Raw genomic sequence first — 12359 nt, 5'->3', positions numbered from 1 at the left:
GGAAATCCAGGCCCTCCTTCGGGGCACCCTTGCGCAGTGCGAAACCGCCGCCGCCGCCGAACACCTCGGTGGCCTGGCCGACTCCCCCGTCGACGGTCGGGAAGGGGAAGAAGCCCAGATCCGCTCCGAGGTCGGCGCCCGCGTCCTTCTGCACCGACGGCGCCCACTGCCCCATCAGCTCCATGGCGGCCTTGCCGTTGCCCATGGTCGCGGCCTGGCCGCCGGGGGTGGAGTAGCCGGCCCCGAGGAAGGCCTTTTGGAACGGCTGGAGGTCGACCAACTCCTTGAGGTGGGTGCCCGCCTGGACGAAGCCGGCGCCGGTGAAGTCCTTGGTGGTCGCGGCCTGCTGCAGCGCGGGAAGGCCCGCGACGCGCATCGCGAGGTAGGCCCAGTAGTAGTGGCCCGGCCATTTCTCCTTGCCCGCGAGGGCGATCGGCGTGACGCCCGCCGCCTTGAGTTTCTTGACGTCCTCGAGGAACTCGGCCCAGGTGGCCGGCGGCGCGGTGATGCCGGCCTGGGCGAAGAGCTTCTTGTTGTACCAGAAGCCGACCATGCCGATGTCGTAGGGCACGGCGTAGGTCCGGGCCTCGAACTGATAGGCCTGCAGCGAGACCGGGGTCAGTTCGGACGACCAGTCGAAGGCCTCGGTGAGGTCCTCGACCAGCCCCGCGTCGACCTGCTGCCGCAGCACGCCGCCACCCCAGGTCTGGAAGACGTCGGGGAGCTTGCCCGACGAGGTGGTGGCGGTCAGCTTGGACTTGAACGCCTCGTTCTCCAACGAGGTCGTCTTGATCGCGATGTTCGGGTGAGCGGACGTGAACGCCGAGGAGATCTGCGGGAACAGGGACTTGCCCGGTTCCGTCGTGGCGATGTTCCACCACGCGAAGGTCACCTTGCCGTCGGCCGCCGGCTTGTCGGAGTCGTCACCGCCGCAGGCCGTGGCCAGCGGAACGGACAGTGCGGTCAGGGCCGAGAGCGCCAGGAAGCGTCGCCGGCTCGGGAAGGTACTGGCCATGGGACCTCCGGGGTGGGAAGTGTCGGATTCGGGGTCGAAAACATTTCGAAATACTCTCGAATTCCGTGCTGCCATAAACTAGGAACGTGCGGCCCCTCGGTCAAGACCTGCCGCCGATTCTCGTCAACCTGTCGGCGATTTGTCCATGAACAGGGCCTCTCCGCGCTCTTGACAGGCAGGTCGCGCCAACCGGAAACTCTTCGAAAGTTTGCGATACTTGTCGCCAGCCCAAGGCGTCCGCGCGGAGGAGAGAAGTTGAGCGAACAGCGTCCGACCCTGGCCGTCATCGCCGCGGAGGCAGGGGTCTCCCAGGCCACCGTGTCAAAGGTGATCAACGGCCGCTCCGATGTCGCACCCTCCACCCGCGAACGCATTGAAAGCCTGCTGCGATCTCACAACTACCTCCATCCCGGCCGGCAGGGCAGGGCTCGCAGGTCGGGCCTGGTCGACTTGATCATCGGCGGTCTGGACAGCGCGTGGGCGGTGGAGATCCTGCGCGGCGTCGAGGCCGAATGCGCCCAACGAAGCGTCGGCACCGTCGTCTCGCTCGTCCCGCCGGGCGAGGCCACGCCGTCGAGCTGGGCCGCCCTGCCGGTCCTGCACCACAGCGACGGCGTCATCCTCGTCACCGCCTCGGTCACCCACGCCCAGCGCGCCCAGGTCGAACAGGCGGGAGTGGCCCTGGTCGTCATCGATCCGATCGACCTTCCGGGAAACGGTGTTCCGAGCATCGGCGCGACCAACTGGGCGGGCGGCCTGGCCGCCACCGAGCATCTGCTCGAGTTGGGGCACCGCCGGATCGCCACGATCGGCGGCCGCAAGGAGATGCTCTGCAGCCAGGCCCGCATCGACGGATACCGGGCCGCGCTGGAGCGGGCCGGCATCGAGGTCGACCGCGACCTGATCCGCTTCGGCGACTTCCAACACGAGGGCGGGTTCCAGCGCGCCCAGGAACTACTCGCCCTGCCCGAGCCACCGACCGCCATCTTCGCCGGCAGCGACCAACAGGCGATGGGCGTCTACGAAGCCGCCCGGCAGGCTGGGCTGAGCATCCCGCAGGACCTCAGCGTGGTCGGCTTCGACGACCTGCCGACGTGTGAATGGCTGAGATGGGCCGACTCGCCGCCCGCACACTGTTCCTGCTTCTGGAGGACCAGCCCCTGGTCAGCCCCCGGATGGAGCTCTCGACCGAACTCAAGGTCCGGCTCTCCACCGCCGCGCCCCGTCCCTAGGAGATCCCCTTGACCGAGCCCTGGCGTGACCCCCTCGTGCCCGCGTCCGCGCGCGTCGCCGATCTGCTGAAACGGATGACGCTGGAGGAGAAGGCAGGGCAACTCACGGGCTTTTGGGCGTTGCCCTCGCATCCGGGAACACCTGTCGCGCCGATGGAGGACGATTCCGGCGAGTCCGCGCCCGGCCTCGACGACATCGTGGCCCACGGACTCGGCCAGCTCACCCGGGTGTATGGCACCGCGCCGATCACCGCAGCGGCCGGGATGGAGCGGCTCGCCTCGCTCCAGCAGCAGGTGACCGCAGCCGGCCGGTTCGGGATCCCGGCGATCGCTCACGAGGAGTGCCTGACCGGGTTCATGACGTTCGGCGCGACAGTCTTCCCCGGGCCGCTGGCCTGGGGTGCGTCCTTCGATCCCGACCTGGTGCGCCAGATGGCCGCGGCCATCGGCGCCGGGATGCGGCGGGTCGGCGTCCACCAAGGGCTGGCTCCGGTGCTCGACGTGGTCCGCGACTACCGGTGGGGCAGAACCGAAGAGTGCATAGGCGAGGATCCCTATCTCGTCGGAGCGATCGGCACCGCCTACGTGCGGGGCTTGGAAGGCTCCGGGATCGTGGCAACGCTCAAGCACTTCGCCGGGTACTCGGCCTCACGCGGCGGCCGGAACATGGCACCCGTCTCCTCGGGGCCGCGCGAGTTCTCCGACGTACTGGTCGAGCCGTTCGTACGGGCACTGCGCGAGGGAGGCGCCCGGTCGGTGATGAACAGCTACACCGATGTGGACGGCGTCCCGGCCGCCGCCGACAAGCGACTGCTGACCGAGCTGCTCAGGGGCGAACTCGATGTCGGCGGTGTGGTCGTCGCCGACTATTACGCCATCTCCTTCCTCGAGACCCGGCACGGCGTCGCCGGATCGCGCGGCGCGGCCGGCGCGCTGGCGCTGACCGCCGGAATCGACGTCGAGCTGCCCACGGCCCGCTGCTACGGCGAGCCGCTGACCGATCTCGTGCGGTCAGGAAGCGTATCCGAGGAGCTCATCGACCGGGCCGCGGCACGCGTCCTGCTGCAAAAGGCCGAACTCGGCCTGCTCGACCCCGACTGGGAACCGGTCAAGCCCGAGCCGGTCGACCTTGACCCGCCCGAACACCGGGCACTGGCCAGGCTCCTGGCCGAACGGTCCACCGTGCTGCTCACCAACGACGGAATCCTGCCGCTGCAACCGTGCCGGGTCGCGATCAGCGGACCGTACGCCGACGACCCGCAGTCGTTCCTCGGCTGCTACTCCTTCCCCAACCACGTCGCGCTGCCCGGTGACCTCGGGGTGGAGATCCCGACGCTCGGCCAAGCGCTCAGCGCTGCCGGGTTCACCGTCACCGTGGACGATCCGGACGTGAACGTGCTGCTGCTCGGGGACCGGGCCGGCATGTTCGGTCGGGGCACCTCCGGGGAGGGATGCGACGCCGAGACCCTCGACCTGCCCGGCGACCAGGCCGCACTTGCCTGCGCGGTCCTGGACTCCGGCGTGCCGACCATCCTGGTCCTCGTGTCCGGACGGCCCTACGCCCTCGGCTCGCTGGCCGAGCGGGCCTCGGCCGTGGTGCAGGCGTTCTTCCCCGGCGAGGAAGGCGGGACGGCGCTGGCCCGGATCATCCGCGGAGCCGCGGAACCGTCCGGGAGGCTGCCCGTCTCCATCCCCCGCCAGGCCGGCGGCCAGCCCGGCACCTACCTGCACGCCAGGCTCGGCGGCCACACCGACTGGTGTTCTGTGGACCCGACTCCACTGTTCCCCTTCGGACATGGGCTGAGCTGGACCAGCTTCACCTGCTCGGAGCTCGCGGTGGATCCCGTCGCCGCCACGGACGGGGCTGTCGCCGTCTCGGTCACCGTACGCAACGTCGGCAACGTGGCCGGTACCGAGGTGGTCCAGCTGTACCTCTCGGACCCCGAGGCGTCCGTCGTCCGGCCGCAGCGGTGGCTCGCCGGATTCGGCAGAGTCGAGCTGAAGCCGGGCGCGGCCGCCCGGATCACCTTCTCCGTCCATGCCGACCGGACCGCTTTCACCGGGCTCGATCTGCGCAGAAGAGTGGAGCCCGGGGAGATCGGCGTGGCCGTCGGACGGTCCAGCGGCGACCTCCCGCTCCAGGCTTCCTTCACTTTGATAGGCCCGGTACGGCACACGGCGGCCGACCGGGTGCTGTCCGTGCCGGTCGAGATCGTCCCGGTCTCATGACCACCCGGTTCGGTGATCCCGTGCTGCCCGGATTCCGGCCCGATCCGTCCGTCTGCCGAGTGGGAGCGGACTACTACCTGGTGACGTCCAGCTTCGAGTGGTTCCCAGGCCTTCCCCTGTTCCACAGCCGTGATCTCGTGACCTGGCGGCGCCTGGGCTCCGCGCTCGACCGGGCCTCGCAGCTCGACCTCGATGGGTGCGAACCCTCACGGGGCCTGTTCGCACCGACGATCCGGCACGATGACGGGGTCTTCCATCTCGTCTGCACGCTGATGGACGGCCCCGGCCACTTCGTCGTCACGGCGACCGACCCGGCGGGGCCGTGGTCGCAACCGCACTGGCTGGACGGCGAGGGATTCGACCCGTCGCTGTTCTTCGACGACGACGGCCGGGCCTGGTTCACCGCCGCACGAGTCGTGAACGAACCCGCGGGCCACACCGAGATCTGGATGCGCGAATACCTTCCCCGCGAACGACGGCTCACCGGGCCCGAGCACGTCCTGTGGTCAGGAAGCCACCCGGGCGCCCGATGGTCCGAAGCCCCACACCTGTACAAGATCGACGGCAGCTATCTCCTGATCACCGCCGAAGGCGGCACCGATGTGGACCACACCGTGGTGGCCGCCCGCGCCGAACGCGTGACCGGTCCCTACCGGAGTGCCCCCGGCAACCCGGTCCTACCACCCGCCCAGGGCCCGGTCACCTGCACCGGGCACGCCGACCTCGTCCAAACCCCCCATGGCGACTGGCACGCCGTCCTGCTGGGCGTCCGCCCAGGCTCCGCCCTCGGCCGGGAGACCTTCCTCAGCCGGATCACCTGGGACGACGGCTGGCCGGTCTTCTCCCCCGTCATCCACACCGACCCCCGCCACCGGCTCCACGACGATTTCACCACCCTCTCCCCCGACTGGAACACCCTGCGCACCCCCCGCGCGACGTTCTGGACCACAGGCGACGGGCTCCGCCTCCAGCTCCGGCCGCAACGCCTCGGCGAACGCTCCACCCCGTCCCTCCTCGCCCGCCCCCAGGAACAACCCGACTGCGACGTCTCCACCGAACTGCACTTCACCCCCGCCGCACCGAACGAACAGGCAGGCCTCGCCGTAGTCCTCGACGACGACACCAACCTCCTCCTCCTTCGCACCCTGCAGGGACTCAGCCTCCTCCACGGGCCCGAGATCCTGGCCGACATACCCCTGCCCCCGGGCCCCATTCGCCTGGGAGTCCGCATCCGCGGCTTCAGCCACACCTTCACCCACGCGACACCCGACGGCGCCTGGCTGGACCTGGCCACCATCGAAGCCACCTTCCTCACCCCGCTGTTCACCAGCATCCAGCTCGGCCTCTACGCCACCTCCAACGGCCGCCCATCCACCGCCCAAGCCCGCTTCTCGTGGTTCGACATCACGTACCCGCGCCGGCAGGGCCGGTCTGGACCGCAGTAATGCCTTCTCAGCCGGTCCGACGAGCAATCAGGGAGCGCAGCGCGGAACCCGTTCGCGGGCAGTCCGAGGCGCCCCCCGGCAAAGGCGCCCAGGTGCTGCGTGCGGGAGGTGCGCAGCTGCGGCGGGAGCGACGGCGATGCCGTTGGTGCCGCCGTTCGCGGACGTCCTCGCCGGCGGCAGTCCCAAGGACCGTTGAGCTGCGCGGCCGGGCCGAGATGGACCGTAAGGTGACGCTCCCAGCGTCCACGTGAGGCCACTCGGGGGCCAGAGAGTTCGGCGCCCCGGGATGTGAATTGAAGGAAATACCCGTTTATGGCGGGATCTCACCTCCGGGTCCGTCGTTCAGACCCAAGACCCACGTGCCGACGCTCTCATTGCGCCGGGTTCCTCTCAGCTTTTGTCCGAAAGCGAATGTGTCGGATGTCCGGAAGCCGACGCAAAATGGCAGGCCACGTCACGTGATCTTCTGATTCCGCCTGAGCCATGACAGCCCGGTTCAGGTGATCCTTTATCGAAAACTTTTCGATCGCCTTTGTGCATTCAGCTCCCCCTATTGAACTCCTTCGAAGAGTGCAATATCGAAACTCTTTCGAAACTCTTGACATGTTTCGGCGAGGTTTCCACACTGAGTTCCGAGGTGGTTTCGCACGTCCACCCGAGTACCGAGTGCCGCCCTTGGATAGTTGCGCTCTGATTGTGAGCGTCCTTTTCCAATGGGCGCGGGCGTCGCTAACGCGGATTTACTACTGCCGCGCTCCAATCCTTCCGTGATCTCCATCCTGGAGGCTCAGCCATGCGCTTGAATGCCCTTCCCCCACCCACCGTCCGCCGGAAGATCGGCGGTCTGTGTACGGCCCTGGTCGTCGGCGTTCTCGGTGCGGCCGCCGTGCTGGTGGCACCGCCGACCTCACACGCCGCCGAGAGCACGCTCGGCAGCGCGGCGGCGCAGAGCGGCCGCTACTTCGGCACCGCCATCGCCTCCGGCAGGCTCAACGACTCGGCGTACACGACGATCGCGGGCCGCGAGTTCAACATGGTGACGCCCGAGAACGAAATGAAACCCGACGCGACCGAACCCCAGCAGGGTCAGTTCAACTTCACCGCCGGTGATCGCGTCTACAACTGGGCAGTGCAGAACGGCAAGCAGGTACGCGGTCACACCCTGGCATGGCACTCCCAGCAGCCCGGCTGGATGCAGAACCTCAGCGGCAGCACACTGCGCCAGGCGATGACCAGCCACATCAACGGCGTGATGGCCCACTACAAGGGCAAGATCGTCCAGTGGGACGTCGTCAACGAGGCCTTCGCCGACGGCAACTCGGGGGCCCGGCGCGACTCCAACCTGCAGCGCACCGGCAACGACTGGATCGAGGTCGCCTTCCGCACCGCGCGCGCCGCCGACCCGGCCGCCAAGCTCTGCTACAACGACTACAACATCGAGAACTGGACCTGGGCCAAAACCCAGGCCGTGTACTCCATGGTCCGAGACTTCAAGCAGCGCGGCGTACCGATCGACTGCGTCGGCCTTCAGTCCCACTTCAACAACGACAGCGCCTACAACAGCAACTACCGCACCACCCTGCAGAGCTTCGCCGCCCTCGGCGTCGATGTGGCCATCACCGAGCTCGACATCCAGGGCGCCTCGGCCACGACCTACGCCAACGTGACCAACGACTGCCTGGCCGTCTCGCGCTGCCTCGGCATCACCGTCTGGGGGGTGCGCGACACCGACTCCTGGCGATCGGAGCAATCGCCACTGCTGTTCAACGGCGACGGCAGCAAGAAGCCCGCCTACACCTCCGTCCTCAACGCACTCAACGCCGTCTCCCCCACACCCACTCCGACCGACACGCCGACCTCTTCGCCCGGTTCTGGACAGATCAAGGGCGTCGGTTCAGGCCGCTGCCTGGACGTGCCCGGCACCAGCACCACCGACGGCACCCAGATCACCTTGTGGGACTGCAACAACCGCACCAATCAGCAGTGGACCTACACCGCCGCAGGCGAGCTCAGGGTATACGGCGACAAGTGCCTGGACGCCGCCGGCACCGGCAACGGCACCAAAGTCCAGATCTACAGCTGCTGGGGTGGCGACAACCAGAAATGGCGCCTCAACTCCGACGGATCCATCGCCGGCGTCCAGTCCGGCCTCTGCCTGGACGCCGCCGCCAACGGCACCGCCAACGGCACCCTGATCCAGCTCTACTCCTGCTGGAACGGCAGCAACCAGCACTGGACCCGCAGCTGACCGGCCACGGCCAAAGGCTGGATCGATGAAGGGTGTGGTTCGTGCCTCAGACAAGCGCCCGTATGGGGCACGAACCACACTCAGCGAGCATCAACACACGAACCGCCTCTGACCGGCCGTGGCGGCGGCGCGTTCGCGGCTGAGTGCGTCGACTCCCGCGGCCAGGGCGAGGATCGCTCCGGTGACAACGAACTTCACGCCGGCGTTGCGGCCCATCCGGCCCAAGCCCCAGGAGCCGTCACAAGCCTGGACGGATACACCTCACCGCGCAGCGCCCTGGTCCACGGGCTGCCATCCGTGCCGTGAACTCTTCGGTGGCAGAGAAACCGCACGACCGATCGACCGAGGTGGTCCGTCCGCTGGTGGCGGCGACGCCGGCTGAGATCGCCCGCGAGGCGGAGGTGTCGTCCCCGACCGGGGTAGCTCCGAGGTAACGAGTCGCCGCACGACAAAGATCGGGGCGTGGCGGCCTGGCAGTTCGGCTCTGGGTTGATCAGCAGACCGTCGAGCGGGTGAGGACGAGTCGGTGCCCGGCTTGCGGCGGGGCGGGCGGCGTGCGGCCCGGTCGGAGACCAGAGCGCCGATTGCGGTGATGGCTCCGGGCAGGTCGTCGCGGTCGCCGGACCAGTGCTGAAGTGGTCGTCACTGCTTCGCCTCGGCGGTGGCGTGCTCAACCATGATCCGGCGGATTGGCGGCGGCGCGCGTAGTCGTAGGCGTTGCGCTCGTCTGGCCCGGCATCCGCGCCTGGCTTCTGCGTCGCCAGGCATTCCCGGTGCCCGAACCCGGTCCGCCGTGCACGACGAGGGCAGGTTTGCCTGTGGGGTTTCCGAACTCCAGCCAGTGGATCGCGTTGCCGTCACCGACATCGAGCAGGCCGGAGGTGTGGGGTTCGATCGGCGGGTAGCGATAGTCATCAGGGCACCTTACAGATTCGGTGTCATGAACCTGGCGAATTGACAATCGCGGTGCAGGACGTCGAGCACGTCGAGGATGTGCCCGGTGCCACGCACGGGCCGGAACATCTCGGAGATGTGCACGGCGTCGGCCGGCCGCGCGGAGTTGAGCAACTCGCCAAACATCGGGCGCTGAAGCGGGTGGAGGCGACTGGAGGTGCCAGGCTCCTCCTCGAAGGTGACCGGGTTTCCGATCCCGGGCTGCTCGGCGAGGACGAGGTTCTGGCGGTTGATCGACTGCTGGTCGGTCGACACGCGCTTGTAGGCAGGTTCGCCACTCGGGGCCCCTTCCGTAAGGAGGTTCGGCCCCTGCCCGTCGTCGAACCCTGTCGGCAATCACCATCAGCTCCGATGGGATTCGAGCCACCGCGAACTCCCGGACCGCACCGGTTCATCGGATATGTGGACTCCCTGTCGTCAAACGATCGTTGCCGACAGGCGGACCGCCAAAAGGGGTCTGCTCCACCCGCTCGCGACGTTCCGTACTCGAAGATCACTGCAGATACGGTCCCGCTCCCGTGTCGCACGGCGGCGGCCACGGGGTTCGGTGATGGGTTACCCCGGAGAAATGAAGGTGAGTTCGAGCAGGTGGTAGGGCTGGGCAGGTCTTGCGCAGCGGGAGGGTGGGGCGGCCGGAGCTCCGTCAGGACCTCCACCCGTACAGAGGCGGGGCCCCCAACTTAGTGCGTTGTGCCAATTTGGAGCACTGCACCAAAGATGGCATCATCGAGGTATGACGACGCGAGCCGGCCGATCACAGCGGCGCAACCAGGTGCTCTCCCGGGAGCAGATCATCGACACTGCGCTCGAGGTCCTCGACGCGGGCGGTGAGAGCGCGCTGACCATCCGAGCGCTGACTGAACGGCTGTCCACCGGCTCCGGGGCGGTCTACTACCACGTGGGCACCCGTGACGAGCTGCTCGACTCGGTGACGGAAACCGTGATCGGGGCGGCGCTGGCGAACCGGTCCACCGGGGCCGCGACCACGCCCGAGGACGAGGTCCGTGTTGTCGCGCTGGCCCTGTTCGACGCGATCACCGCGCACAACTGGCTCGCCACTCGGCTGACCCTCCAGATCATCCGGAATCCGGTCGGCCCGGTGACGGTGGGGATCTTCGAGCGGATCGGCGGGCAGATGGGCGCCCTGGGCGTGCCGCGAGCATCGTGGTTCGTCGCCGCCTCGACGCTCGTGCACTACATCCTCGGAGCGGTCAGCCAGAACGCGCGCATCGAGGGGGACAGCTCGGGGATCGACCCCGACGCGGACCACGACGGATTCCTCGACGCGACCTCGGCCGCATGGCAGGGGCTCGACCCAGAGGCCTACCCGTTCATGCACGCCATCGTCGACCAGATGCGGGAGCACGACGACCGCGAGCAGTTCCTCACCGGCATCGCCGTCATCCTCGAGGGCCTCACCCATCTGCGCTGAGCCGGCCGATCTGGCCGGGTGACCCGCAGGCCGATTCTCCGAAGGACACCTCTCATGCATGACATCGTGATCGCGGGCGGCGGCCCGGTCGGTCTGTTCCTGGCCGGCGAGCTGGCCCTGTCCGGCTGCTCGGTCGTGGTCCTTGAGCGCGACCCGGAACTCACCTCTCCCCTCAAGGCGTTCCCGCTCGGCCTGCGGGGCCTGAACGCCGGGTCGGCCGAGACGCTCTACCGCCGCGGCCTGCTGGAAGCCACCGCGAAGGCTTCCGGAGTCGCCCCGGAGAAAGTCGGTGCAGATCCGGAAGCGGCCCAGGCACCCGCCCCTCGCGAGCTGAGCCATTTCGCCGGCATGACGCTCGACGCAGCCGCCATCGACACCTCTTCGCTCCCCTCTCGGCTCCTCAGTCCTGCGATGGAGGGGTTCATGACGAGTCTGGAAGCGCTCGGATCGGTGCTGTCCGAGCGGGCCACCGCGCTCGGAGTCGAGATCATCCGCAATGCTCCCGTCACGGCCGTGGCGCAGGACACCGAATCCGTCCTCGTCACGGCAGGCGGCCAGGAGTACCAGGGGCGCTGGCTGGTGGGCTGCGACGGCGGGCGCAGCGCCGTGCGGCAGCTCACCGGCTTCGGGTTCAGCGGCACCGAGCCGCTGTTCACCGGCTACGTCGCCAAGGTCACCTTCGCCGACCCCGCGCGGCTGCCGTTCGGGTTCAACCTGACGCCGAACGGCATGTATCTGCGTACCCCTCTCGAAGGGCACGTGGGCATGATGGACTTCGACGGCGGCACCTTCGACCGCTCCCAGACGGTGACCCGTGAGCACCTCCAGGCTGTCCTGCGCCGTATCAGCGGCACCGACGTGACGCTGACCGAGGTTCATCTCGCCTCCAGCTTCACCGACCGCGCGATGCAGGCGACGGCGTACCGCGCGGGCCGTGTCCTGCTCGCCGGCGATGCGGCACACATCCACTCGCCCCTGGGAGGTCAGGGCCTCAACCTCGGTATCGGCGACGCCGCCAACCTTGGCTGGAAGCTCGCCGCCACCGTGTTCGGCTCCGCTCCCGAGGGCCTGCTCGACACCTACACCACTGAGCGACACCCCGTCGGCGCCGCCGTGCTCGACTGGTCCCGCGCCCAGGTCGCCACCATGAAGCCGGGCCCCAACGCCCCCGCGCTGCGTCAACTCATACACAAGCTGATGCGCACCACCGACGGCACGACGCACGTGTACGGGAAGACGTCGGGGCTGTTCAACCGCTACGACCTGGGCAGCGAGCAGCTCCTCGTGGGTTGCACCGCTCCGGACTTCCGTTTCGAGGAGGGCACCCGCCTCGGCGAACTGCTGCGCCAGGGAAAGGGCGTCGCGCTCGACTTCAGCCCCGGCCGGGCGCTGCAGGACGCGGCCAAGGGGTGGGCGGGCCGGATTCTTTACGCGGCCGACGCGGCGCGCAACGACCTCGGGCTGGGTGCCGTGCTGGTGCGGCCCGACGGCGTCGTGGCCTGGGCGAGCGGGCCCGCCCCGGAACGCGATGCGTTCCAACAGGCGGCTGCCCAGTGGTTCGGCACGCCGCAGAGTTAGATGTCCAGGGCGTTGTGGAAGATGACCGCGTTCGTGAGCAGGGCGTTGACCGTCATCGCTTTCTCCTGCTCCATGCGTCGTTGTCGGCGAGGACGCCCTGGTTGCCGAAGCCGACCCCCTGGGAGAACCGGTGGAACGCCTCGACCGTGTTCATCGCCGCGGTCACTCGCCGGCGCAGCGGCGCGTCCGAGTGGTAGCGCAGCAGTTGCACCATGCCTGGCCTGCG

Annotated in this window: 8 protein-coding genes and 2 pseudogenes; 6 read left to right on the top strand and 4 right to left on the bottom strand. The window is 68.5% G+C overall.

All coding sequences use genetic code 11. From position 1 onward, the window contains the following. On the bottom strand, positions 1-1015 hold a 1015-nt coding region (locus O3X23_RS36265; RefSeq protein ID WP_269277000.1), incomplete at its 3' end, for an ABC transporter substrate-binding protein. A gap of 255 nt (positions 1016-1270) precedes the next feature. Between O3X23_RS36265 and O3X23_RS36260 the strand changes: the two genes are divergently transcribed. The 4 genes from O3X23_RS36260 (at position 1271) to O3X23_RS36245 (ending at position 8169) form a co-directional block, all read left to right on the top strand. Continuing rightward, positions 1271-2260: a substrate-binding domain-containing protein gene (locus tag O3X23_RS36260; RefSeq protein ID WP_331283991.1), complete on the top strand. Its 990-nt coding sequence runs from the start codon at positions 1271-1273 to the stop codon at positions 2258-2260. Continuing rightward, positions 2257-4476 (top strand): glycoside hydrolase family 3 N-terminal domain-containing protein, encoded by a 2220-nt coding sequence (locus O3X23_RS36255; RefSeq protein ID WP_269276998.1) that lies wholly within the window; start codon positions 2257-2259, stop codon positions 4474-4476. Before O3X23_RS36260 ends, O3X23_RS36255 begins: the two co-directional genes overlap by 4 nt. Then, complete coding sequence (locus O3X23_RS36250; protein WP_269276996.1) at positions 4473-5921, top strand: glycoside hydrolase family 43 protein; 1449 nt, start codon at positions 4473-4475, stop codon at positions 5919-5921. The genes O3X23_RS36255 and O3X23_RS36250 overlap by 4 nt, the downstream gene beginning before the upstream one ends. 793 nt (positions 5922-6714) lie before the next feature. Next, the gene (locus tag O3X23_RS36245) at positions 6715-8169 is read left to right on the top strand and encodes an endo-1,4-beta-xylanase (RefSeq protein ID WP_269276994.1); all 1455 of its coding nucleotides are present in this window, start codon (positions 6715-6717) and stop codon (positions 8167-8169) included. 754 nt (positions 8170-8923) lie between these two features. Here the strand turns inward: O3X23_RS36245 and O3X23_RS36240 are convergent. Then, a pseudogene (locus O3X23_RS36240) lies at positions 8924-9124 on the bottom strand (hypothetical protein); the annotation flags it as partial. A gap of 5 nt (positions 9125-9129) precedes the next feature. Then, positions 9130-9378, bottom strand: a pseudogene (locus O3X23_RS36235) (recombinase family protein); the annotation flags it as partial. 478 nt (positions 9379-9856) lie between these two features. Between O3X23_RS36235 and O3X23_RS36230 the strand changes: the two are divergent. Both O3X23_RS36230 and O3X23_RS36225 read left to right on the top strand, forming a co-directional pair. Further along, on the top strand, positions 9857-10555 hold the full coding sequence (locus tag O3X23_RS36230; RefSeq protein WP_269276992.1) for a TetR/AcrR family transcriptional regulator: 699 nt from the start codon (positions 9857-9859) through the stop codon (positions 10553-10555). Between the two features lie 54 nt (positions 10556-10609). Next, positions 10610-12133 carry an FAD-dependent monooxygenase gene (locus O3X23_RS36225; RefSeq protein WP_269276989.1) on the top strand — a complete coding sequence of 508 codons (1524 nt, stop codon included), beginning with the start codon at positions 10610-10612 and terminating at the stop codon, positions 12131-12133. A gap of 52 nt (positions 12134-12185) precedes the next feature. Here O3X23_RS36225 and O3X23_RS44365 read toward each other — a convergent pair whose 3' ends face one another. After that, positions 12186-12347, bottom strand: coding sequence for a Tn3 family transposase (locus O3X23_RS44365; RefSeq protein WP_443048086.1), 162 nt, complete (start codon positions 12345-12347; stop codon positions 12186-12188). Positions 12348-12359 lie beyond the last annotated feature (12 nt).

This window comes from Streptomyces sp. H39-S7, from assembly GCF_027158205.1.
In the GTDB taxonomy this organism is placed as follows: Bacteria; Actinomycetota; Actinomycetes; order Streptomycetales; family Streptomycetaceae; genus Actinacidiphila.
This window is presented reverse-complemented; position numbering and strand designations above follow the sequence as displayed.

Excerpts from the sequence above, each read along its gene's own strand:
- O3X23_RS36250 (WP_269276996.1), top strand. The coding sequence starts at position 4,473 with ATGACCACCCGGTTCGGTGATCCCGTGCTGCCCGGATTCCGGCCCGAT.
- O3X23_RS36245 (WP_269276994.1), top strand. The coding sequence starts at position 6,715 with ATGCGCTTGAATGCCCTTCCCCCACCCACCGTCCGCCGGAAGATCGGC.
- O3X23_RS36230 (WP_269276992.1), top strand. The coding sequence starts at position 9,857 with ATGACGACGCGAGCCGGCCGATCACAGCGGCGCAACCAGGTGCTCTCC.
- O3X23_RS36225 (WP_269276989.1), top strand. The coding sequence starts at position 10,610 with ATGCATGACATCGTGATCGCGGGCGGCGGCCCGGTCGGTCTGTTCCTG.
- O3X23_RS44365 (WP_443048086.1), bottom strand. The coding sequence starts at position 12,347 with ATGGTGCAACTGCTGCGCTACCACTCGGACGCGCCGCTGCGCCGGCGA.